Annotated in this window: 20 protein-coding genes; 13 read left to right on the forward strand and 7 right to left on the reverse strand. The window is 57.4% G+C overall.

Features of this window, described 5'->3' with window-relative positions; genetic code table 11:
* Positions 1 to 10: 10 nt before the first annotated feature.
* Positions 11 to 1,177 carry an oligogalacturonate lyase family protein gene (locus ACCC84_RS07685; RefSeq protein ID WP_088499742.1) on the reverse strand — a complete coding sequence of 389 codons (1,167 nt, stop codon included), beginning with the start codon at positions 1,175 to 1,177 and terminating at the stop codon, positions 11 to 13.
* 306 nt (positions 1,178 to 1,483) lie between these two features.
* Between ACCC84_RS07685 and ACCC84_RS07690 the strand changes: the two genes are divergently transcribed.
* From ACCC84_RS07690 to ACCC84_RS07710, 5 genes are all read left to right on the forward strand, one after another.
* Positions 1,484 to 3,052 (forward strand): MFS transporter, encoded by a 1,569-nt coding sequence (locus ACCC84_RS07690; RefSeq protein WP_004960949.1) that lies wholly within the window; start codon positions 1,484 to 1,486, stop codon positions 3,050 to 3,052.
* 73 nt (positions 3,053 to 3,125) lie between these two features.
* On the forward strand, positions 3,126 to 5,186 hold the full coding sequence (locus ACCC84_RS07695; RefSeq protein ID WP_039991915.1) for a right-handed parallel beta-helix repeat-containing protein: 2,061 nt from the start codon (positions 3,126 to 3,128) through the stop codon (positions 5,184 to 5,186).
* 73 nt (positions 5,187 to 5,259) lie between these two features.
* Positions 5,260 to 5,940: an oligogalacturonate-specific porin KdgM family protein gene (locus ACCC84_RS07700; RefSeq protein WP_004960953.1), complete on the forward strand. Its 681-nt coding sequence runs from the start codon at positions 5,260 to 5,262 to the stop codon at positions 5,938 to 5,940.
* A 219-nt stretch (positions 5,941 to 6,159) separates the two neighbouring features.
* Positions 6,160 to 6,921 carry a 2-dehydro-3-deoxy-D-gluconate 5-dehydrogenase KduD gene (gene kduD / locus ACCC84_RS07705; protein ID WP_004960959.1) on the forward strand — a complete coding sequence of 254 codons (762 nt, stop codon included), beginning with the start codon at positions 6,160 to 6,162 and terminating at the stop codon, positions 6,919 to 6,921.
* A 38-nt stretch (positions 6,922 to 6,959) separates the two neighbouring features.
* Positions 6,960 to 7,604 carry an RpiB/LacA/LacB family sugar-phosphate isomerase gene (locus ACCC84_RS07710; RefSeq protein WP_198774016.1) on the forward strand — a complete coding sequence of 215 codons (645 nt, stop codon included), beginning with the start codon at positions 6,960 to 6,962 and terminating at the stop codon, positions 7,602 to 7,604.
* A gap of 114 nt (positions 7,605 to 7,718) precedes the next feature.
* Here ACCC84_RS07710 and ACCC84_RS07715 read toward each other — a convergent pair whose 3' ends face one another.
* On the reverse strand, positions 7,719 to 8,609 hold the full coding sequence (locus ACCC84_RS07715) for a LysR substrate-binding domain-containing protein (RefSeq protein WP_004960966.1): 891 nt from the start codon (positions 8,607 to 8,609) through the stop codon (positions 7,719 to 7,721).
* 132 nt (positions 8,610 to 8,741) lie between these two features.
* On the opposite strand from ACCC84_RS07715, the gene ACCC84_RS07720 reads away from it, so the two are divergent.
* From ACCC84_RS07720 to ACCC84_RS07755, 8 genes are all read left to right on the forward strand, one after another.
* On the forward strand, positions 8,742 to 9,329 hold the full coding sequence (locus ACCC84_RS07720) for a hypothetical protein (RefSeq protein ID WP_371901710.1): 588 nt from the start codon (positions 8,742 to 8,744) through the stop codon (positions 9,327 to 9,329).
* 265 nt (positions 9,330 to 9,594) lie between these two features.
* Complete coding sequence (locus ACCC84_RS07725) at positions 9,595 to 10,278, forward strand: thermostable hemolysin (RefSeq protein ID WP_004960972.1); 684 nt, start codon at positions 9,595 to 9,597, stop codon at positions 10,276 to 10,278.
* Positions 10,275 to 11,840, forward strand: a complete 1,566-nt coding sequence (locus tag ACCC84_RS07730) for an AMP-binding protein (protein ID WP_088499741.1) — start codon at positions 10,275 to 10,277, stop codon at positions 11,838 to 11,840. Before ACCC84_RS07725 ends, ACCC84_RS07730 begins: the two co-directional genes overlap by 4 nt.
* On the forward strand, positions 11,837 to 12,745 hold the full coding sequence (locus ACCC84_RS07735; RefSeq protein ID WP_004960976.1) for a TauD/TfdA family dioxygenase: 909 nt from the start codon (positions 11,837 to 11,839) through the stop codon (positions 12,743 to 12,745). The genes ACCC84_RS07730 and ACCC84_RS07735 overlap by 4 nt, the downstream gene beginning before the upstream one ends.
* A gap of 13 nt (positions 12,746 to 12,758) precedes the next feature.
* A complete protein-coding gene (locus tag ACCC84_RS07740; protein ID WP_004960978.1) occupies positions 12,759 to 13,655 on the forward strand; it encodes a diiron oxygenase in 897 nt (298 codons plus the stop codon).
* A gap of 14 nt (positions 13,656 to 13,669) precedes the next feature.
* Positions 13,670 to 15,037 carry an MFS transporter gene (locus ACCC84_RS07745; RefSeq protein WP_088499740.1) on the forward strand — a complete coding sequence of 456 codons (1,368 nt, stop codon included), beginning with the start codon at positions 13,670 to 13,672 and terminating at the stop codon, positions 15,035 to 15,037.
* A 16-nt stretch (positions 15,038 to 15,053) separates the two neighbouring features.
* Positions 15,054 to 15,833 (forward strand): AraC family transcriptional regulator, encoded by a 780-nt coding sequence (locus tag ACCC84_RS07750; RefSeq protein ID WP_371901711.1) that lies wholly within the window; start codon positions 15,054 to 15,056, stop codon positions 15,831 to 15,833.
* Between the two features lie 114 nt (positions 15,834 to 15,947).
* Positions 15,948 to 16,433 (forward strand): hypothetical protein, encoded by a 486-nt coding sequence (locus ACCC84_RS07755; RefSeq protein WP_004960983.1) that lies wholly within the window; start codon positions 15,948 to 15,950, stop codon positions 16,431 to 16,433.
* Positions 16,434 to 16,453: 20 nt separating this feature from the next.
* Here the strand turns inward: ACCC84_RS07755 and ACCC84_RS07760 are convergent, their stop codons facing one another.
* From ACCC84_RS07760 to ACCC84_RS07780, 5 genes are all read right to left on the reverse strand, one after another.
* Entirely contained in the window at positions 16,454 to 17,458 is a 1,005-nt protein-coding gene (locus tag ACCC84_RS07760; protein WP_004960985.1) for an OmpG family monomeric porin, read from the reverse strand.
* A 130-nt stretch (positions 17,459 to 17,588) separates the two neighbouring features.
* Positions 17,589 to 18,851, reverse strand: a complete 1,263-nt coding sequence (locus ACCC84_RS07765; RefSeq protein WP_371901713.1) for a glycoside hydrolase family 27 protein — start codon at positions 18,849 to 18,851, stop codon at positions 17,589 to 17,591.
* Between the two features lie 179 nt (positions 18,852 to 19,030).
* Positions 19,031 to 19,939 (reverse strand): EamA family transporter, encoded by a 909-nt coding sequence (locus tag ACCC84_RS07770; protein WP_004960989.1) that lies wholly within the window; start codon positions 19,937 to 19,939, stop codon positions 19,031 to 19,033.
* Positions 19,929 to 20,909, reverse strand: a complete 981-nt coding sequence (locus ACCC84_RS07775; RefSeq protein ID WP_095099228.1) for an N-acetylglucosamine kinase — start codon at positions 20,907 to 20,909, stop codon at positions 19,929 to 19,931. Before ACCC84_RS07775 ends, ACCC84_RS07770 begins: the two co-directional genes overlap by 11 nt.
* Complete coding sequence (locus tag ACCC84_RS07780) at positions 20,906 to 21,778, reverse strand: tagatose bisphosphate family class II aldolase (RefSeq protein ID WP_371901714.1); 873 nt, start codon at positions 21,776 to 21,778, stop codon at positions 20,906 to 20,908. The genes ACCC84_RS07775 and ACCC84_RS07780 overlap by 4 nt, the downstream gene beginning before the upstream one ends.
* Position 21,779: the final 1 nt, after the last annotated feature.

The raw sequence follows: 21,779 nt of genomic DNA on the forward strand, positions 1-21,779 counted from the left end.
ACCGGCCTGCTCAGTCGAACAGCTGTTCCGGCAGCTCGGCCAGGTACAGTGCCGGCTTTCCTTCTACGTCCGAGGTAAACAGCACCTGGCGGTCATCGGGTGTAAAGGACGGATGCGGATGGGTAACCTGACGATCGCCGTCCAGCACGCGCCACGAACTGTTATGCGCCGCCAGCCGCGCCTGACGGCGACGTTTGGCATCGAACACGTACAGCCACGGATCGTTTTGAATGCTATAGCCCTGCGCATCCTGTACATCGACCGGGGTACCAGAACCATCACCGACCAGCAGACTGCCGTCATGGTTGCTCATCAGGTGTGAGCAGGCCGGCATTTCCATCAGCACTTCATCGCTGCCGCTTTGCGGGTCAAAGCGGCAAATATGACGCTGCTGGCGGCCTTTCATATAGGAAACGTACATCAGCGCCGAGCCGTCCGGTACCCAGAATTCGTGCGTGCAGCTTTCACCTTCGGCATGGGTTTTCACTTTGCGCAGTTGGCTGCCGTCTTCATTAATCAACCACATGCGGGCGTCGACCCGATCGTGCGGCCCTTCATGGCAGAACGCCACGCAGCTATCGTCATTGGGACGGTAAATTGGATGCCCGAGCCAGGTGGCGGCTTGGTGGATAACCGTGGCTTTGCCGCTGTGAAGATCGACGCGCAGCAGGCGACAACGTGGTTTTTTAGTAAAGAAGGTATGGAACACCTGCCAGTCGGTCAGCGGCATCCAGTCGCGGCGATCGATTTCTATGCCCACCAGGCTGGTGCATTCGCTGTTAGCCACCCAGGTGCCGTAACCGACCCATTCCTCCGGTACGCGGTACACGGTGCTTTCCTCCTGCGTGCTCAGCGTCACCCGCCGCAGCTCCCGTTCGTTTTTAACGTAATACAAAAAGCGGTCATCCGGCGATAAAAAGCCGCCAAAGGTATTGTCACCGGCGCCTTCTGTCAGCTGCACCGCCTGCCGTTGCTGCCGGTCCAGCAGGTAATAGTTGCGATGGCCGTCAAATTCAGCCGCGAACAGCAGTTGGCGGCCATCCTGGGTAAAGCACTTTTGATAGAAGTAATTGCGATGGCATAGCACCTCCGGCGGGGTGAGGCGCGTAACGCGCGCGCCGGTGCCAGGATCGGTAAACGAGTGAAAATCTAGATTGATGACAGAACCTTTCGCCACAATGGCCTCCTTGGTGCTGCCGGCGTCGCGCCCGGCATTGGGTGAAATCTACAAAATTGAAACAATGTTTCATTTTGATTTGGAATCATACCCAAATTAATCAATGCGCCAATCGGGCCGGCTAATTTATGCGATGTGGTTCTCATAATTACCGTTTACCGTTACCTAGGTCGCAAAATTAATTTAAAAAATTGTTCAGATTCCCTTACGTGATATTCATCACATCAATCCCTGTTGCTTGTCAGTATAAAACGGTCTACCTATAAAAATGAAACACCGGTTCAATTATACAAAGAGAACAGTCTGATGATAACGAAAGGTGTGCAACCTCTGGGCAGGTCGGTGACGTTGGGGCATCAGTTGGCTTACGGCGGCGGAAATTTGCTTGGCAGCGGGGCGCTGGCGATCAGCGGTGCCTGGTTATTGTATTTTTATACTACCTTCTGTGGCTTGACGCTGCTTGAGGCGTCGTTCATCTTTTCCGTGGCCAGCGTCATCGACGCGATAAGCAACCCGGTCATGGGGTATCTGACCGATAACTTCGGCCATACCTGGCTTGGCAAGCGCTTCGGCCGGCGGCGATTCTTTGTGTTGATCGGCGCGCCGCTGATGCTGTTCTACCCGCTGCTATGGGTGGAGGGCTTCGGCTTTTGGTATTACCTGTCGACCTACGTCATTTTTGAATTGATCTACACCTCGGTGATGGTGCCTTACGAAACCCTGGCCACCGAAATGACCGACGATTTTGCCGTACGCTCCAAACTGACCGGTTACAAGGCGATTTTCGGCAAGATGGCCAACTTCCTGGCGGCCTTTATTCCGGGGCAATTCATTCTGTTGTATGGCAAAGAGTCGGCTCAACCGTTTCTGTATACCGGCATCACCTATGGCCTGATTCTATTTATTGCCGTTGGCATGTTGTATCGCTATTCCTGGGAGCGTAAGGACGACGGCCTCGCCGTGGCACCGGCCAAACGTTCGCTGATGAAAACGCTGGTTTCGCTGGCGCGTGACATGCAGTCGACCTTTTACCTGCGCGTATTCCGCAAGCATCTGGGCATGTATCTGTTCGGCTTTGGCGCCGAATGGCTATTCGCCTCGGTCTTCACCTATTACGTGATTTTCGTCCTGCAGTACGATCCGGCTATTCTGGCGGGGTTGAACAGCCTGAACGCCATGCTGCAGCTGTTTTCCACTGCGGTATTTATTGGCCTATGCGTGAAAAAAGGCTTCAGCAAACCCTACAGCTGGGCGCTCGGTATCGTGATATTTTCCGTAGGCTGCTATTCATTGCTGCATTTCTTCGATCTGCCAACGCATATCGCCACTATAGCGATTATAGGGATTACCGTGCTGTTCGGTCTCGGCACCGGCGGGGTGTATTACATCCCGTGGACGGTGTATACCTTCCTGGCCGACGTGGACGAAGTGTTTACCGGTCGCCGTCGCGAGGGGATTTACGCCGGCGCGATGACCTTTTCCGGCAAGATTGTGCGTTCTATCATCGTGTTTACCATGGGGGCGATCCTCAGTTATTACGGCTTCCAGTCCAAATCGCATACTCAGCCGGAGACGGCGATCGTGGCGATCTCCTGGGTATTCTTTGCCGGCGTGGTGATCCTGGCGCTGGTGGCGATTCTATTCAGCAGCCAAATGACGCTTAACCGCCAAACCCACCGCGTGGTGCTGGACGAAGTCGCACGCATCAAAGCCGGCGGTCAATTGGCTGATATTACTCCAGAAGCGCGGGCGGTGATCGAAAAGCTGGTTGGTCTGCCGTATGAACAATGCTGGGGTAACAGCAAAATCTGTCAGAAAATGAACATCATTCCTGAAGCCAGCGTGGCCAATCCGGCAGCGGCCTCCCAGAGCTGATCCTTCGTTAAACCCGATCTGAAACGTCCTCGCCCCTTTGGGGGAGGACGGCTATCGCCTAAAGGAAAGTACGATGAATAGCGTGTTTCGCAGGTTCTGCCTGACGGCGGTCCTGCTCGGCCAGAGCGCCGTTGTCACGTCAGCGGCGGCAAAGGAGGTGGTCTGGCAGGCAATCACCTTTGGTCAGTCTAGCGACGTCAATTTCGCCACTAACGTACTGCCGAAAAAAGTCGGCACTAATCAGGTAACCGATGCTCACGGGCATCCATTCGCCGCCGGTGTGCTGCGAATGCCGTTCAGCATCGAAAGTCGTGGTGGCAAGATAGGTAACAGCCACGATGGGTTGACCTATTACTACACCTATGTGCCGGCTCAGAGTAACGCATTGCTCGAGGCGGACATTACCGTCGATCAGTTCGGTCCGGAAACGGGCGCATTGCCGGCCGGACAGGAGGGGGCAGGCCTATTGATGCGCGATATTATCGGTAAGCCGCGACTGACGCGAGTGCAACCGGGTTATGAAGAGTTCCCGGCGGCCTCCAACATGGTGATGAACGCCATCATCACGCAGGACAAAACCGATAATAAGCGGGTGCAAATGATGCTGATTGATCGTCATGGCGTCACCCAGTCCTGGGGCAACGCCGGTGTGAAAATCCGCCGTCAGGGTTACCAACCGGCGATCGACCTGGCCAAAACGCCGCGGCTGCGGCTACGGTTGCAGCGCACCAATGACGGCTTTGTCGCCGCCTATGCGCCATATGGTAGCGACAATTGGGTTAGCCAGACGGTCGACGATGCACAACGTGTTACGGTGCAGGATGCACAAGGCTACTACGTGGGCTTTTTTGCCGCTCGCAATGCGCGTATTACGGTGCATCAGGCCCGATTGACGCTCAGCGACGCACGGCCGGCACCGGCCAAACCGTGGGTGGCGGCACGCATACCGACGCGTATCGAAATTGCCTCCGCGCCGGTGAGCGCCGGTGACGACTACCTGTTCCAGATGCGCAGTAATGAAGACGGGGTACTGACACTCAGTCAGGACGGTAAACTGGTAGCGACCCAACACGGATTGCAAGCCGGGGAGATGCTGTCTCTGCGCCTGGCGTTAACGTCGATGTCCACGCGGTTGAACTACCATTTTGTCACGCGCAGCGGTCACAACGTCAGCGATAGCCTGGTGGTGGATAAAAAGACTTATGCCGATGCGGTCAACCTGTATGTTTCACCGCATGGCAGCGCCAGCAACGACGGCAGTCGGCAAAAGCCGCTGGACTTCGCCAGCGCGGCGCTGGCGCTGGCTCCCGGCGGTGTTTTATGGCTGGCAGATGGCGATTATCCGCAGATCACCATACCGGCGACCGCCAGCGGTACGCCTCAACAGGCCAAGAAATTGCGGCCGCTGGGGCATCATGCGGTCTTCCACGGCATCAATTTGCAGGCCAGCTACTGGGATATACAGGGGATTAGCGTGACCGGCAAGAGTTTCAATATTGCCGGCAGCCATAACCACATTGATCGGGTGGTGGTGCATCACGCCGACGATAGCGGCATCTGGATCGCCTCGCCTGAAGGCATTGGCCGCGCCTTATGGGCCAGCCATAATCTGATTTCGAATTCACAGTCCTATGCCAACCAGGATCCCGGCATGATCAACGCCGATGGTTTTGCGGTAAAAATGCGGGTTGGCGAAGGGAATCGCCTGGTGGCCTGCTTTGCTCACGATAACATCGACGATGGTTTCGATCTGTTTAACAAGATCGAGGATGGCCCCAATGGCCGGGTAACCATCGAAAACAGCATTGCGCTGCGCAATACCAATAACGGCTTCAAGCTGGGCGGCGAAGGTTTACCAGTGGCTCATCAGGTCAGCAACAGTCTGGCGATGGAAAATGGCATGGACGGCTTTAGCGATAACTTTAATCCAGGCCAGTTACGGCTCAATAATAATGTCGCCATCGATAATCGGCGTTTTAACTATATTTTCCGCCCCGGCCCCTATAGTACGCCAGACAGGCAGGGCATATTCAAGGGTAACGTTTCGTTACGCAGTAAACCGGGGAAATACCCGGATGTGCTGAACGGTAATATTGCCGATGACAATCGCTTTATGCTGGCAGAGATTAAATAGTTGTCAGCTTCAGTAAGTTGATTGGCGCTGTTTATTTAAAAAATATTATTTCAATATCTTTGGGGATCCAGTAATGAAAAAACAGACTTTATTGATCTGCGGCCTGCTGCTGGCTTCAGTTCAGGCTTCGGCAGTTACCCTCGATGTGCGGCATGAATGGTTTGACGACAGTAAGGCGCACAAAGACCGCGCGCTGGTGTCCCATCGCTTCGCCAACGGCGTCGGGTTTTCGCTGGAGGCAAAATGGAAATCCGGCGGCGACAACAGCAACAAAGCATTCAACAATATGGTCAGCAACGGCACGGAAAGCACCATCAGTTACCAATACAAACTGAATCCGCAATGGTTTATTCAACCCGGTTTTACCTTGGAATCAACTGACGACAAGAGTATTTACAAACCGTATTTCACCAGCGGTTATACCTTTGATAACGGTATTTATCTCAATGGACGCTATCGCTATGAATATACCCGCGAGAATGAAGCGGACAAAAACGATGTTAAAACCAATCGCGGCGAGTTTTGGCTTGGTTACCGTTATCAGAACTGGCGTTTTGAATATAACTATATTTACAAACACAGCGACCAGATCCGCTTTGACAATAAGAAATGGGATTATGAATACAATTTTAAAACGCAGTGGAGCTATGACGCACATTGGGCGCCGTATGCCGAGGTGGGCAACGTCAGCGTCAGCAAGACCAGCGATGAGCGGCAAACCCGACTGCGGGTCGGAGTGCAATACAGTTTTTAATCACGATGGTCATCGCTCTATGGTCTTTGGTTTTATTTAAAATAAAACTATGTTTTGATTTTGTTGATCAGCGTCAGCATAAACGATAGACTTTCTTCATCATCACGGTTCGGCGGCGTTGAGCGCGTCGCCGTGGGTAGCAACGGCGGCAGTACGGGTGGTGAGCCGCGCATCCCTCTTCGACACAGGCGCAGGCGCCTTGAGCACAAAGGAAACAGTATGATTCTCGATAATTTTGCATTGCAGGGTAAGGTGGCGATCGTGACCGGGTGTGATACCGGTCTGGGACAGGGCATGGCGATCGGGCTGGCGCAGGCGGGTTGCGATATCGTCGGTATCAACCTGGTTGAGCCGCAGGAAACCATCGCCAAAGTGACCGAGCTGGGCCGCCGTTTTCTCAGCCTGCAGGCCGATCTTGGTTCACTGGAGGTGCTGCCTGCGTTGTTGGAGCGTGCGCTGGCCGAGTTCGGCCATATCGATATTCTGGTCAACAATGCCGGCATCATCCGCCGTCAGGATGCGCTGGAATTCAGCGAAAAAGACTGGGATGAGGTGATGAACCTGAACATCAAAACGGTGTTCTTCCTGTCGCAGGCGGTAGCACGCCAGTTTATTGCTCAGGGGCGCGGCGGCAAAATCATCAATATTGCGTCTATGCTGTCTTATCAGGGCGGCATTCGCGTGCCTTCCTATACCGCGTCAAAAAGTGCGGTGATGGGGGTAACGCGTCTGCTGGCCAACGAATGGGCCAGCCACGGCATCAACGTCAACGCGCTGGCGCCGGGCTATATGGCCACCAACAACACGCAACAGCTGCGTGACGACGAAGCGCGCAGCGCAGCGATCCTGGAGCGTATTCCAGCGGGGCGCTGGGGGCTGCCGCAAGATTTGATGGGGCCGGTGGTGTTCTTGGCATCACCCGCTTCCGATTACATCAACGGTTTTACCCTGGCAGTGGATGGCGGCTGGTTAGCCCGTTAACCCTGCATGACACCCATCGATTTTAGAGAGAGGAAACCATGAATATTGCGCTGATGATGGAAAACAGCCAGGCCGGCAAAAATGCGCTGGTGCTGGAACAACTGCAGGCCGTTGCCGCTGACAATCAGGATGCGGTGTTCAACGTGGGCATGAGTGACGAACAGGATCACCATTTGACCTACATTCATCTGGGCATTATGGCCAGCATTCTGTTGAATGCCGAAGCGGTGGACTTTGTCGTCACCGGCTGTGGCACCGGGCAGGGGGCCTTGATGTCGTTGAATATCCACCCCGGCGTGGTGTGCGGTTACTGCATCGATCCGGCTGACGCCTTTCTGTTTGCCCAGATCAACAACGGCAATGCGCTGTCGCTGCCGTTTGCCAAAGGCTTTGGCTGGGGCGCGGAGCTCAACGTGCGTTATATCTTTGAAAAAGCCTTCACCGGCCGCAAGGGCGAAGGGTATCCGGTCGAGCGTAAAGAGCCACAGGTGCGTAACGCCGGTATTCTGAATCAGGTAAAACGCGCGGTGATGAAAGACGACTATCTTGCTACGCTGCGCGCCATCGATCCTGAACTGGTCAAGACGGCGGTGGGTGGCGAGCGCTTCCAGCGTTGCCTGTTCGAGCACGGCAAAAAGCCCGAGATCGTGGCTTTCGTCAAGGATTTGCTGCAAATAGCCTGATGAACCACCTGCAAAAGCCCGCTCAGTTGCTACTGGGCGGTTTTTTTTGGGCTAAGAGTTGAACCGGCCGCCGGTTTTACCTCCGGTGGCGGTTAGCGGATGCTGCCAGGCCGGTTATGCTGACGCCATTTGTCGCAACAGCCACTCCCGCAACGCAACCACATCCTCCCGTTCGGCGCGATCCTCGCCGGTGACCCAGTAATAGCGCGCGCCGGGTAGCGAGCATGCAAACGGCGCGACCAATACGCCGCGTTGCAGCTGATCCTGTGCCAACAGCTGGCTGGCGATCACCACCCCTTGCCCGGCCACCGCCGCCTGTAGCGCGTGGGTTTCATCGCTAAAGCGCAGCCCGGCGTTAATATTCAGATCCGGCGGCCCGTAGAGCCGTTGCCAATGTGACCAGTCTGGCGCATCGGCGGGAACATGGCGCTGCTCGACGTGAAACAGCGTCACCGAGCGCAGATCGTCGAGCTGCCTGATACCCAGCGTCGGGCTGGCGACCAGAATAAAGCGGTCTTCATGCAGCAGCGTGCAGGGCAAGTCGGCCTCTGGCGTTTCACGGTAGCGAATGGCGGCGTCCACCGTGTGCTGGGTCAAATCTACACGTTCAACGCTGGTGTGCAGGCGCAGATCAATCTGCGGAAACTGCGCCTTAAAATCAGCCAGACGCGGTACCAGCCAGTGGGTGAGGAAATTTGAGGTGGTGGTAACGGTGAGCGCCGGCGGCTGATTGGCATGGGCAATTTGTGCGGTGGCTTCTTCCAGCGCGGCAAAGGCGCGCTGTGTGCCGGTGTACAAGGTCTTACCCGCTGCGGTCAGGCTGACGCCCTGGGCGCTGCGCTCGCACACCCGGCACGCCAGCGAGGTTTCCAACAGCCGTATCTGATGGCTAACGGCGGTGGCGCTCACGCCGAGCTGGTCGGCTGCCCGTTTGAAGCTCAGACAGTCGGCAACGGCGTGAAACGCGCGTAGCGCCCCCAGCGGCGGTAAACGTGGTTTTCTCATGCTGAGTTTTTCTCATCTATGGATGAAATCAATGACTTTGATTTGCTGATTGTAACAAAGATACCCTAAAGACATCCGAACAGAGCAAGTTAGTTTATTTCATCTTATCTCGATTGCATCGCAGGAGTCATTATGCGTTTATCTTCTCAATCCGCAGGTTGCCAGGCAACGCAGCAACCCCGGTTGATTGCCGGCGGCATCTTTTATAGCGGTTTGGCGGCCGAAGCGCTGTTGCTGGTGACGCTGTATGGCAGCCGTGGGCTGCTGTACGGCCTGGCGTCGTTGTTAACCTTGATGCTGGCCGCTGCCGTCGGTATCGGCACCGCCCGCTGGCGCCATGCCGGGCAATTGGCGGGTATTATGCACGGTTTCCTGATCGCCGCCGCCGGCCTGTTGCTCGTGGTGCTGGCGCTGCATGCCCAGCGTGATTGGCTGGCGCTACTGCCGGCAGTGGCGATCAGCGGCGTGGGGCAAGGCATGGTCGGCGCGGCGCTGCACCAGGGCAGCGTGCGCTCTCGGTCTGGGCAGGTACGGTTGCTGGTATATGGCCTGCTCGCACTGCTGTCCTGCGTGCTGGTGTTGGCGATCAAACAGGCCGTCGGCGGTCTGGAAGGGCGCTGTTTCTCTTTCGCGCTATTGATCGATCTGGCGTTGTTCGGCGCATTGCTGGTGCGCATTACCCAACGCGATGTGGAAAGTGAGTTGGTGGTGGGAAAGTAACCTGTAGCGTCGGCTGTGGTTCCCCAACCCGGATGTCGACGCGGCTGTGGCGGAGCAGCGCCTTCAGCCGTATCGGGGAAAAGTTACAGGTTGGTATGCTGTCAAATTATTTCTGGATTTCTATCCAAACAATGCGGGCTAATTCACATAAAAAGCGGAATTTGTCCGTTTCGTTCGGTTGCTTGTCTTTACAAAACATTCCTCGACACATAACCATCATTTAACATTTCACGCGGATAACACCCGACTCCGAGGCAACCGTGAAATGAGTAGCTTTCTGCACAAACAACAGCATATTGATGTATTTTCGACGCAGTTAGATATCATCCGTCGCTGTGATGATACGGCGGAACAGGCCCGGCAATATATTGCCAATATTTATCACAACAACTATCAAGCCACCATCCAACCCAATCCCGACATCATCATCGCCAGCAAGGACAAGGTCAGCGAACAATTGGTTGCCTGCACCGGCATATCCTTCGCCACGCCCGGCCAACGTCTGTTTTCTGAACGTTATCTTGATTTACCGCTGGAGCAGGCGGTATGGCAGCAGACCGGCCACGTGCTGGCGCAGCATCAGGTGCTGGAGATCGGCGCGCTGGCCTCGGATAATCCCGCCGCCGCCGCCGATCTGATTCGCCTGATGCCGATCATTGCCTGGTTTATGGGCAGTAAGGCGATTTTGTGCACCTCGACGCGCCGTCTGCGCAAGTTGCTGGCCTACCACCAGATTCCGTTTGCCAGGCTGGCAGACGCCTCTGCCGACCGCCTCTCGGCGCAGGAGCGTAGCGCCTGGGGGAGTTACTACGATCAGGCGCCGCAAACCGGCATTATCCTGCTGGAACAGTGCGGCCATCTGTTCAATCATTTCTGCGGCCGACTGGTGTTTTCCGAGTTTGAAAATCTGGCGCGCTTTGCGCTGACGACGGCACAGGTGGCGGCATGAATATCCTTGCTGCCATTCTCGCTCAGGCGGAAAACACCCCTCACGCGCCTGCGGTGATCCAGTTGCACAACGCCGATGACGGCGGCTACCGGGAGCAAACGCTGTATAGCTACGGCTCGTTGATGCACCAGGCGCACCGTCTGGCGGCCAGCCTACGGCAACGTAGCGGGCAGGGCGCGCAGATCGGCATGGTAATGGGCAACACCCCAGAGTGGGTACTGGCCGATATGGCGTTGTTGCTGGCCGAACGGATTGAAGTGCCGGTGCCGTTGGCATTCTCTGCCGAGCAGGCCAGATGGCTGCTCGGCAATTGTGAACTGGTGCTGACGGATACTATCGGCGCGCAACGCCTTGCCCAGTGGCAGGAGGGCGGTTTGCAGCTGGCCGGTGACATCGTGGCGGTTGCGCAGCAGCTCGGTGCGTCGCCGGACTTGCCGCTGCCGCCGACCGTGGTCTGCGCCGATAGTGACGCCATCATCAAAGTGATCCACACCTCGGGAACCACCTCGCAGCCAAAGGGCGTGCAGATCCGCCGGCACGGCCTGGATGCGCTGGTGTCGGCATTGTGGCAGCGTGCCCGTGGTGACGACTACCGGCGCTATCTGAATCTGGTGCCGCTCAGTTTGCTGATTGAACAGGTGACGGCGCTGTATATGCCGCTGACCTCCGGCGGCGCGGTGGTGATGCCGCCAGGCGATATGCCACCGCTGGGCAGCCCCGGCGTTACCGCGGCGGAACGGCTGGAGATCGTCCGTCAGGCTTGTCCGTCGGCGCTGACGCTGACCCCGGCGCTGGTGGAAGCTCTGGCCGAGCGCGCATTGGCGCATGCTGAGGTTGCCAGTTTGCCGACGGCGCTGTTTGGCCGTGACACGGTACCGCTGCTGGCCGCCGGCGGTGCGCCGGTAACCCGCGAAGTGCTGCTGACGCTGGATACGCTGGGCATCCCGGTCTATCAGGGCTATGGCCTGAGTGAAAACAGCTCGGTGGCCACCTGGAATTCTCGCGATGCCAACCGTATTGGCACGGTAGGGAAACCGCTGGCGCACGTGGAGGTGCGGATTGCCGACGACGGCGAACTCTGTTTGCGCAGTAGCTCGCTGTTTGCCGGCTATTCAAACGAAGATCCCAGCAGCTGCGCGGTAGATGAGCAGGGTTGGTTACACACCGGCGATCTGGCGCAGCAGGATGCCGACGGGTACGTCACTATCATCGGTCGCAAAAAAACCATCATCATTACCGCCAACGGCCGCAACATTTCGCCCGAATGGCTGGAATCCGCCTACCGCCGGGTGCCGGGCGTATTGCAGGTCATCGTGTATGGCGACCGGCAGCAGTTCCTTGGCGGTATTTTCGTGGTGGCGAGTCTGGCGCAGGCACCGGCGATCCGCCAGGCCATCGCGGCATTCGCCCATGAACATCTCAATGACATTGAGCGCATTGCCGAACCGCTGTTGATCCCCCACGGCGCCGAGGTTATGGCGCAGCTGTTTACCGTTACCGGGCGTCCGCGTCGCAACGCCGTCGCCACCTTCCTGGCTCAATATGAGGCTGCCACCGCATGACTATTCGTGAAACTACCCATACCGACCATAGCGGTCTGATTGTCACCTCGCTGAACGAGGGGAAGGTCACCGACCTGACGCCGGCATACCTGCTGTCTACGCTGCATGACCATGGCTATGCCGTGCTGCGAGGATTCCAGCATGGCATCGGCGAGTTTTCCCGTCTGGTTCGTCAAACTAGCGGGCGCATCAGTCTCGATCCGGCCCGCAGCTTTGACGGCGATACCGCGCAAAAGGTTGACGCCGGTTACGACAAGGTGGGGTTGCACTGTGAAAACGGCAACAGCCCGTTCTGGCCGGATCTTTGCTGGTTCTATTGCCAGCTGGCACCGGCGCAAGGTTCTCAGACCACGGTGTGTGACGGCAAGCTGGTGTATCAGCATCTGAGCGCCGACGCGCGGGCGGCGTTCGCCGCACAGGACATCGCCTATTCGCGGCGGGTGGAGGAAAGCAAATGGAAAACCTATGCCTTTCATGCCTTGGCGACGCAGGCCAATGCCCCGGCCAGCCTCGAGGAAACCACTCTGGCCCATCTGCTGGCGCTGACCGAGGGGGCTGCGGGCACCCAGATTACTCTGGATGACGATGGGGCGATCCGCTATCGCTTCCAGACGCCGGCAATCCGCGCCAGCCGCATCAATCTGCGCGAAGTGAACAACTTCGCCAACAGCATCTTCGGGCCGTCCAATAACTATGAAAAGCCGCAGATCACCTTCGCCGACGGCAGCGAGATCCCGCGGGATCTGTTGGCGGAAGCGGACACGGTTTGCGATCGCTTTACCGACGATGTCGGCTGGCAGCACGGCGACATCGTGCTGATCGACAACAGCCGGGTGATGCACGGTCGCCGGCGGATCGAAGATAAAGCCCGCACCATTTACAACGCGCTCTCTTACCTTGCCTAACGGAACCGCTGCCATGACGCATTTTAAACAAATCAATCAATACGCTCACCTCAACTATCTGCACCCCAACCGCATGCCGTGGGAGCAGGCGGCCACGGATCGCGAGCTGGATTTCCTGTCACGTGCGCTGGTCGGGGAAGCAGGGCAGGAACAAAAAGCCGTTGCCTATCTGTACAAGGAGCTGGCGCAGCTGGCGGAGATTGAAATGCACGTCGCGACGGTGATGACGCGCATTCTGTGTGAACTACAGGCCGACAACACGGCGCTGATGGCCGGTGATGGCCTGTATCACGCGCTCTCCTGTTTTGCGGCGGAAGAGATCAATCATGCCAACAGCTTCTATCAATATGTTCGCTTGCTGTCGGGACGCGATATCAAACTGGAAAACAACCTGTTCAAACAGCGGGTGGATCTGTACGACGACGGCGATGCTCCGTTGATCAAACTGGCTGCGCTGTGTTCGACGGCCTATGTGGGCGAGTCGATCATTACGGTGTTCGAGCGTCGCCTCAAGGTCTTGGATCCGATGCAACGCGGTTTCCTGACCCAATTGCTGCATTTTCACGGCCTGGATGAGGCGCGGCATATCCAGTGCGATCACGCCATTTTTGACCGACTGATCCCGACCTTCAACGCCGCTGAACGTCAGCGAATGCATCAGCTGATTCAGGACACCGAAGCGTTGAATACGCAGTTGGCGCTGGCCAGCGCGGAAACGGTAAAGGCGGCGTTCGATATCGACTACACCGAGGGCAACCAGGCGGCGAAAACCCAGTTGGACATGACCCTGCGTTTTCGCGAGATCGTCCAGTCTGGCGATATGATCCGTAAGGTGGATGAGCATCTGGATGATGAAACGGCGGCGATCGTACAGCAGTTTTCTCAGGCCTCGCGGGTTCACGCCGCTTAATCAGCAGGAAAATCATGAAACAAGATGCATTAGCGGCGTCGGCAATGCCGCAAAAAAAAACGGGCCTGGGGCTAGTGGCGGTGGTCAGCGCGCTTTTCCTGGCGGCGGTTGACAGTACCATCGTCAGTACCGTATTGCCGGTGATCGGCGGTCGGCTCGGTCACCCGGCGCTCTATCCCTGGGTGATGTCCGCCTTTCTGTTACCGGTGGCGCTGGTGGCGCCGCTGGCCGGCGCTTGCGGTGACCGGCTGGGCGTATCCGCTACGCTCAAGGCCTGTCTGCTGCTGTTTCTGGCGGCGTCGGCGCTGGCCGCCGTCAGCCCCGGCATGGGGCTGCTGATTGCGGCGCGAGCGCTGCAAGGCATCGGTGCCGGTGGCATTATCGTGCTCTCTTATTCCCTGTTGGCGTCGCTGTTCGACGCGGAGAAACGCGGAAAAATGCAGGGCATGTTGAGCGGCGTGTGGGGGTTGTCGGCCATTTTGGGACCGCTACTGGGCAGCGTGCTGGCCAGCAGCTTCGGCTGGCGCGCCATTTTCTGGTTCAATCTGCCGGTGGGGGCACTGGCGTTGTTGTTGCTGTTTGTGACACCGCCGGTAGGCAAAGGCAACGGCAAGGCAGCTCTTGATCTGCCGGCGCAGCTTTTGCTGATGGTACTGGCCTGCGGCCTGCTGTTGCTGATTGACAGTCCCGCTGCGCTGAGAGGCGCCGAATACGCCCTGTGGGCGGTGACGCTGGCGGCGTTGGCACTGTTGATGCTGCGTGTGCGCCAGCGGCCGACCAGCAGTCCGATACCGTTACAATTCTTCCGGCGAGGGGCGTTGTTTTCCGTTATCATTTTGGTGCTGCTTTCCAGCGCCGGCCTGTATTCATCGGTGACGCTGTTGCCGTTGGCGCTCAGCCAGCAGGCCGGCAGCCTGATGTCGAGCGGTATGCTGATTATGCTGGCGGCGCTCGGCTGGGTAGTTGGCGCGGCATTTTGCGGTAACAAACTGGCCTCGGTCGGTTATCGGCGCATGGCGCTGTTCGGCATGTTGATGCTGGCCGGTGGGGCATTCCTGATGGCGTTGACGGTTGGACAGCATCAGTTGCCGATGATTGCCGGCGCTCTGCTGCTGATCGGTCTGGGCATGGGTTTTACCGCCACCACCACGCTGGTGTTTGCCCAGAACAGCGCACCGGCCGATCGCCTGGCTAGCTGGACGGCAACCGTGCAGTTTTTGCGTAATCTGGGGGCGGCGCTGGGGGTAAATACGCTGGCGACGGTACAGCTTCGCCAGGCCGGCAGCGACGCGTTTCAGAGCTGTTTTATTCTTCTTGGGCTGAGTATGCTGGTGGGGCTATGCTTTACGCTGCTGATGCCTCGCGCTTACCCGGTCAGTTAACGGTAATGTGGAATGCATGGTATCGACAACATTGGATGATGCGCTGATTATCGAGCGGGTGCTCGATCGGGTGGCGGCAGGGGAAAACGAGCCCCATCGCCATCCGTTGGGGCAGTTCGTGCTGGTCAAGCAGGGGGTGCTGTACGGGCATACCTCGGAACAGCACTGGTTGATGAAGCCGGGCATGGCGGTATGGATACCGCCTGATACCCTGCATTGGGGGCAGGCCTATAACCGTGTCGATCTCACCGTGCTGTATATCTCTCCCGAACTTTGCCGCACCGTCACCCCGCATATCAAGTTGATTGACGCCTCTATGCTGATCTCGGCGCTGTGCGAACGGCTGGCCGATGCCACGTTGCCGCTGGCGGAAACGCGCCGCAATAGCATGTTGCAGCTGCTGTTTGAAGAAATCGAAGAAAAACCCGCCAGTAACTTTACCTTGCCTTTGCCGCATGACAGCCGGTTGAAGAAGGTAACCGACAGCCTGATCGACGATCCCGCCCAGCATCGCAGCCTGGCCGAATGGGGCCGGCAGGTGGGCGCCACCGAGCGCACGCTGGCGCGGCTGTTTCGCAAGGATACCGGGTTACGCTACACCGAATGGCACAACCGGCTGCTGCTGGCCGTCGCCTGGCAAGGGCTGGCGGAGGGTGCATCCAATGAGCAGCTTTCGGTGATGCTGGGATTATCTTCCGGCGATTCGTTCGGCCACTGGTTTCGCCGGGTCGCCGGTAAATGCCCGGGGGAAATCCGTCGCTATCTGCAAGACTATCGGCTGAATAATAGCGCCTAAAGCGCTCTGCCGGTTTGTCCGTTTCGTTCGATAATCTGTGCTTATTGAACATTCTCACCATCGATGCCGTTGCGTACCCTAGCTTTCATTACTGAATGAATTGAGGAACCGGCATTGAACTACGACATCATCAAACTAGTCCACGCCTTGGCCGCGGTAGCGGCAACCGGACCGCTGCTGTTTGCCCCCTGGTTGTCTGCCCGTCTGGCCGTTAGTCCGGCGGAGAATAAAACCGTGTTGCTTAACGGCCTGGCTGCCACCGATCGGTTTTACAATATTGCCGGCTGGGGCTTAATGCTCAGCGGCATCGCGCTGTTCTGGCTGCAAGACTGGCACCGGGCGTTCCAGCTGTGGTTTGTGCTTAGCGTGGCGATTTTCGTGATTGATTCGCTGGCGGAAAAGCGTTGGCGCGATCCTGCCACCACGGCATTGGCGCAGTTGCAGCCAGGGCAGGAGGGGTGGGCGGAAAACGCTGCCCGGCTGCACAAGGCGGTGATCGCGCAGATGGCATGCACAGCGCTGATACTGCTGGTGATGCTGTTGCACAGCCAGTTACGCATCAACCTGTTGACGCTGTCGCTATGGCCGTGGGTTAGCTAACCCGTCAACTGCCAATCGGCTTAAAATGCGTAGGAAAGACCTACGCCGGTATAGTGATATTTGCCGTTGCTGCCCGCATCGTCAGCGGTGCCGTGATGGCGCTGCAGTTCATAGGCATACTCCAGGCTCAGCGCAATGCCCTGCGGCAACGTCTGTTCCAGCAACAGGCCGATGCGGGTGTCGGTTTCGCCGTCGTTGCGCTGTTGTTCAACGTTATAGTAATCGGTGTCCAGCGAATGGCGCAGATAAGGGGTCACGGTCAGCGGCGTGTGCCACAGCGCTAGCGTCAACGGCATATACAGGCGCAGCTCCTGCTGAGAAAATTCCGCCAGCCGATCGCTGCCGCTATTCCAGCCGCGATCGATATAATAATTGAGTTTGAAGCTGAGCAGGTCGTTGACCTGGTAGCCAAAGCCGGTTTCGCCCTCCAGTTCCTTGTCGGTCAGCGCGTTCTGCCTTACATGATTGATATATTGATACAGCGCCAGCCAGCCGCTAAAACGGCTCTGGTCGCCAAGCCGGATTTCCCAGTCGGGTTGCACGGTATAGCGCTGCGTCTGGTAGCGGGTTATGCCGTCTTGCTGTTTATATTGCCACTGGTAATGGCGTACGCCGGCCATCAGGCCGAGGTCGTAGACGGCATGGCTGGCGATCAGATAGCGTAAATTGATCTCGTACTGATTAAACCAGTCGCTGCGTCCCTGAGTACCGTAATAGTGCGCGCCATTATGGTTCTCTTGATAAAAGGAACCGTAGATACTCCAGTTGCCGCGCGCCGCCTCCAGATACAGGGTGGGTTCCCAAAAGCCTTTATTATCCGATTGGCCTTCGACGTTTTCCGTTTCAATCAACAGGCCGGTGGTTATATGCCAGGTTTTTTCTGCGGCTGGCGACGTTGCCGGGGCGGCAAGCCGCGGCGGCCGATCGTGTTTGCTGTCGGCGTGTTCAGCGTCAGCCTGCTGGGCGCAGGTGGTGCCGGCCCATACGAGCAGGCTCGAGGCGAGGACCTTTATCTGGTTCATCATTATTCTCGTCAGCTAGCGAGGCGGTTTATTATTGTCGAGGTTGCAGGCAGCTGCGTGCCTGCGCCTGGGCTGTGTCTATCTAGCGGCGCACATCGTGGACCCGCAATGGGGGGCCCACGATGTGCGCGGTTTACCAGCCGCTGCGGATAACCAGTATTTTGGCTTCGTGCGATTGCACTTCGCTGCTGTAACTGTCGGTCACGGTTGCCACGTCGCGGTGTGCCCACAGATCGCGCACCAGCGTTTTTTTCCAGGGCAGATCCAAATCCTGGTGGAGATTGAGGGTCATGGTGGCGGTCTGTCCCGAACGGTTGAGTAACGCTACCGCCCAGGAGCCGTCGGCGAGCGGTTTGGCAAAGATCTGCTGATCGCCGTTATTGACATAACGTTTGGCTTGCAACCCCAGCGGATCCTGGTTCAGCGCAATGATTTCCTTGTTTTTCAAGGTAACCATATCCGCGGCGTTCAGATCGTCGAGGCTGGCGCCAATCAGCAGCGGTGAACTGAGGATCGCCCACATGCTGAAGTGGGTGCGGTATTCGGTGTCTGACGCGCCGGTGCCGACCAGCTCTTTTGAATGGCCATGCAGCCCGATGACCAGCATGTCGTAGTCGTTCCAATGCCCTTTGCCGCTGTAGGCTTCCAGGCCAACGCCACGGTCGATCATATCCAGCACGTCAAAGTAGTAACCTTCGCGGTTGCCCGGATAATTGAAGTCGTCGCTGATGTCTTGACCGATGCGCCACTGGTTTGCGCCAACGCTGTTACCCCATTGCCAAATGTTCTGCCAGCCGCAGTGGCAGGCATGATAGACAATCGGCCGGCCGGTAGCCTGCAGCGCCTTGGACATATCGCCAAACACCGTTTTTAGCACCGCCTGACTCGCCTGTTGGTGGCTGCAGCAGGAGTCGTATTTCAAATGGTCGACCCCCCATGAGGCGAACATGGCGGCATCCTGCTTTTCATGCCCTTCGGAACCGACGTAGCCTGCACAGGTGGAATTCCCCGGCCCGCTGTAAATGCCCAGTTTCATGCCCTTTTGGTGAGCGTAGTCGGCGAGGTATTTAATACCACGGGGAAACTTTTTTTCGTCATAGGTTAATGGATGGTCGGCGCGCGAGCCTTTATATTTTTGCCAGCCGTCATCAATATTGACATAAATATAACCGGCGTCGCGCAAACCACTGGCAACCATTTTATCGATAGTGTCTATAATAATTTTTTCATTGATTCTGTCGCCATAATAGTTCCAGCTTGACCAACCCATCGGCGGCGTTTGCGCCAGCGTGGTTACCCGTTCGGCGGCCGCCTCGGCGCTGGTGGGGTCTGCGGTTGCGGCATGCACGGCGCCGCTGAGTAATATGGAACAGAGGACGGAAAGTAAGCGTTTCATTAATTAAAGGCTCCGGTAAGATAACGGGCGTAGCGGTTCGCTGCGCCAGCGCAGGGAATCGATGTTTATCCTGAAATACCTTTTATCTAAAAATGACGTCTGAACTTACGCTTGCTGCATTAATAAAATAACCGGCTGCGGTAATAATGGCGCGATCGGTATTAATCATGCCAGCTGTGTTATAGGGCGGTGCTCAGCTTGGCGGCATTTTGCTTTTCTTCGGAATAGACCATCATCGTCGAACCTGAAATCGCCAGCACAATACCGACGATTGCCCAGCTGCTCGGCATAGACTGGTAAATGATCAGGGAAATCACCGCGGTCAATACCGGCGCCAGCGCATTGGTGCAGGGGGCGATGATGGTGGCCTTACCGCGCGACAGCGCCATGACCAGGCAAAGTGCGCCAACGGCGTTCAATACTTGAATGCACGCGGTAGCCAGCGTGGCCATCAACGGATAACTGGCGCCCTTGTCCGCCAGCATCAGCCAGGCAACCGGCGCCAGCAGGATCCCGGTCAGCGTCATATAACCAAACAGCGAACTGTCGGCAACGCCCAGGTTGGAGGCGCGTTTCATAAAGAACGCCTGTACTCCCCATGCGACGCAAATCACCACCGAATACAACAGCCACAGCAGGCCGCCGTCGCGATCGCCGTCACCGCTGCTGATACTGAACATGACGATCGACAACAGCGCCAGCAGTACCCCCAGGCCGCCCAGCCGGTTTACCCGTTCCTTCAGCAGCGCCAGCGACATCAGCACCGTGATGGCAGGAGAGATGGAAATGATTGGGAATACCAGATAGGCAGGGGCGCCCATCGCCAGTGTTTTGAACAGCAGCAGTTGCCCGCCGGCGCCGGTAAAGCCGATCAGACAGCCATACAGAATCGCGGTGCCGGAGGTATCGAAGCGCTGACCGCGTAGCGCGAAATAGCAGGGAATTAGCATGGTTAATGACCAGATGATGTAGATCCACTGGTCGGGATAGCCATAGTGGGTGGTTGGCCAGGCGCTGAACGCCCCCCAGACTCCCCAGGTAATGACCACCAGAAAGGTATAAACGATCCAGGATGTGTTATTGACCATTGTATTCACCGAGTGACAGTTTGCCCAACGCCTGCCCAGAGAGCGGCGTACCGTTTAGTTTCGCGGCATAGATCGCCGCGCCGAGTGTGGGGTGATATTCAGGCAGACAGATATGATAATTGCCGTTCAATTTCGCGAGTTCATAGGCAAAGGCCTCCAGAATCACGTCGCCGCATTTGAATACGCCGCCGGAATAGGACACGCGTACGCTTTCATCGGCGTGCCAACGCAGGGTTTCACGCAGCGTATCCACCATCAGCGCCAGCTCTTTGGCCGCCAGAAAGAATATGGCGCGACTTTGCTTGTCGCCGGCGACCGCCGCTTCACAGGCGATCGGCGCCAGCGAGGCAATCTTGCCGCGGTCGCCTTTCCACTGGTTGAACACCAGATCGCAGATGTCCAGATCGTTGCGGCAGGGGTATTTTTCGCGCATCAGATCGTAGAACAGATCTTTCTGCAATCGTCCGTCGGCCATGCGCGAAAACAGGTTCAACGCCTGACAGCCGATCCAGTAGGCGCTGCCTTCGTCGCTGAACAGCTCGCCCCAGCCGCCGCAGCGCGCGCTACGCCCCTGGTATTCGCCATAGGCGATTGAACCGGTGCCGGACACCACGTTGATGCCGTCGCGACAGCCCAGGCTGGCGGCCCAGCCGCAGATCATGTCGTTATCGCAGCGATAGCGTTCGCGGTTCAGCAGCGACTGCGCTATCGCATCCAGCCGCTCCACGTCGGCCGACACTTCGCCGTAGGCCGGCAGGCCAAGAAAGGTAAAGCTGATATCGGCGGGGGTGATGCCCGCACGATGACAGATTTCGCCAATGCCGTTGAGCACCACGCTGCGCGCGGCATCCATGCCGACGCTCAGGTAGTAGCTGGTTGCCGCCTCATGGCGGGCCAGCACATCGCCGGCGTCATTGATCAACACGAAGGCGGTTTTGGTGCCGCCACCGTCAACCCCCAGGTAAATCACCGTTCACCTCCCGCATTCAGTCGCCCCTCAGCACCGCACAGGGTGATTTTTTCATGGATAACGCGTTTCATGGCATCCATCCCTTCACGCATGTAGTAACGGGGATCGCTGGCATCGGGGTGCGCCGCAAAGTAGCGTTTCACCGCGTCGGCGAAGGCAATCTTCAATTCGGTGCCGACGTTGACCTTGGCAATGCCCAGACCAATCGCCTGCCTGACGTCGTTGTCCGGCACGCCACTGCCACCGTGCAGCACCAGCGGGATCGCCACCCGTGCGCCGATCTCCTGCAAACGGGCAAAGTCGATGTTCGGCCGCTGGGCATACATGCCGTGCGCGGTACCGATCGCCACCGCCAGACTGTCGATGCCGGTGCGCTCGACAAAACTGAGCGCCTGCGCCGGATCGGTCAAAAATGCCTGCGCTTCGTCAACGTCCTGATCGTCTTCGATCCCGCCCAGCCGTCCGAGCTCCGCTTCCACGCTGCAGTCCCGCTGGTGGCAATATGCCACTACCTGAGCGGCGAGTTGGATATTTTGTTCAAAAGGGAGATGGCTGCCGTCAATCATGGCGCTTCTCACCCCGACGTCGACCTTGCCAGCGATATCCTCAAAGGTCTCATGATGATCGAGGTGCAAAATCACCGGCAGTTGATAACGGGTTGCGTAGGTTGCGGCCAGCGCCAGCATTTCCTGACAGCCGATATGGCGGAAGGTGCCCGGCGTTCCGGCCAGGATCGCCGGCGATTGCCGTTCCCGGCAGGCTTCCAGTACCGCCTGAATGGTTTCTGCGTTGTGAATGTTGAACGCCGGGACCGCCCAGCCCTGTTTACGCGCCTGTGCCAATAAGTATTTGGTTGAGATAATCGCCATG

The organism is Serratia odorifera, from assembly GCF_041448735.1.
Lineage (GTDB): Bacteria > Pseudomonadota > Gammaproteobacteria > Enterobacterales > Enterobacteriaceae > Serratia_F > Serratia_F odorifera.

What these genes read in the sequence shown, in the direction of transcription:
- ACCC84_RS07780 (WP_371901714.1), bottom strand. Translation starts at nt 21,778, where the DNA reads ATGGCGATTATCTCAACCAAATACTTATTGGCACAGGCGCGTAAACAG.
- kduD (WP_004960959.1), top strand. Translation starts at nt 6,160, where the DNA reads ATGATTCTCGATAATTTTGCATTGCAGGGTAAGGTGGCGATCGTGACC.
- ACCC84_RS07740 (WP_004960978.1), top strand. Translation starts at nt 12,759, where the DNA reads ATGACGCATTTTAAACAAATCAATCAATACGCTCACCTCAACTATCTG.
- ACCC84_RS07730 (WP_088499741.1), top strand. Translation starts at nt 10,275, where the DNA reads ATGAATATCCTTGCTGCCATTCTCGCTCAGGCGGAAAACACCCCTCAC.
- ACCC84_RS07760 (WP_004960985.1), bottom strand. Translation starts at nt 17,458, where the DNA reads ATGATGAACCAGATAAAGGTCCTCGCCTCGAGCCTGCTCGTATGGGCC.
- ACCC84_RS07725 (WP_004960972.1), top strand. Translation starts at nt 9,595, where the DNA reads ATGAGTAGCTTTCTGCACAAACAACAGCATATTGATGTATTTTCGACG.
- ACCC84_RS07695 (WP_039991915.1), top strand. Translation starts at nt 3,126, where the DNA reads ATGAATAGCGTGTTTCGCAGGTTCTGCCTGACGGCGGTCCTGCTCGGC.
- ACCC84_RS07690 (WP_004960949.1), top strand. Translation starts at nt 1,484, where the DNA reads ATGATAACGAAAGGTGTGCAACCTCTGGGCAGGTCGGTGACGTTGGGG.
- ACCC84_RS07765 (WP_371901713.1), bottom strand. Translation starts at nt 18,851, where the DNA reads ATGAAACGCTTACTTTCCGTCCTCTGTTCCATATTACTCAGCGGCGCC.
- ACCC84_RS07745 (WP_088499740.1), top strand. Translation starts at nt 13,670, where the DNA reads ATGAAACAAGATGCATTAGCGGCGTCGGCAATGCCGCAAAAAAAAACG.
- ACCC84_RS07715 (WP_004960966.1), bottom strand. Translation starts at nt 8,609, where the DNA reads ATGAGAAAACCACGTTTACCGCCGCTGGGGGCGCTACGCGCGTTTCAC.
- ACCC84_RS07735 (WP_004960976.1), top strand. Translation starts at nt 11,837, where the DNA reads ATGACTATTCGTGAAACTACCCATACCGACCATAGCGGTCTGATTGTC.
- ACCC84_RS07700 (WP_004960953.1), top strand. Translation starts at nt 5,260, where the DNA reads ATGAAAAAACAGACTTTATTGATCTGCGGCCTGCTGCTGGCTTCAGTT.
- ACCC84_RS07710 (WP_198774016.1), top strand. Translation starts at nt 6,960, where the DNA reads ATGAATATTGCGCTGATGATGGAAAACAGCCAGGCCGGCAAAAATGCG.
- ACCC84_RS07770 (WP_004960989.1), bottom strand. Translation starts at nt 19,939, where the DNA reads ATGGTCAATAACACATCCTGGATCGTTTATACCTTTCTGGTGGTCATT.
- ACCC84_RS07750 (WP_371901711.1), top strand. Translation starts at nt 15,054, where the DNA reads ATGGTATCGACAACATTGGATGATGCGCTGATTATCGAGCGGGTGCTC.
- ACCC84_RS07720 (WP_371901710.1), top strand. Translation starts at nt 8,742, where the DNA reads ATGCGTTTATCTTCTCAATCCGCAGGTTGCCAGGCAACGCAGCAACCC.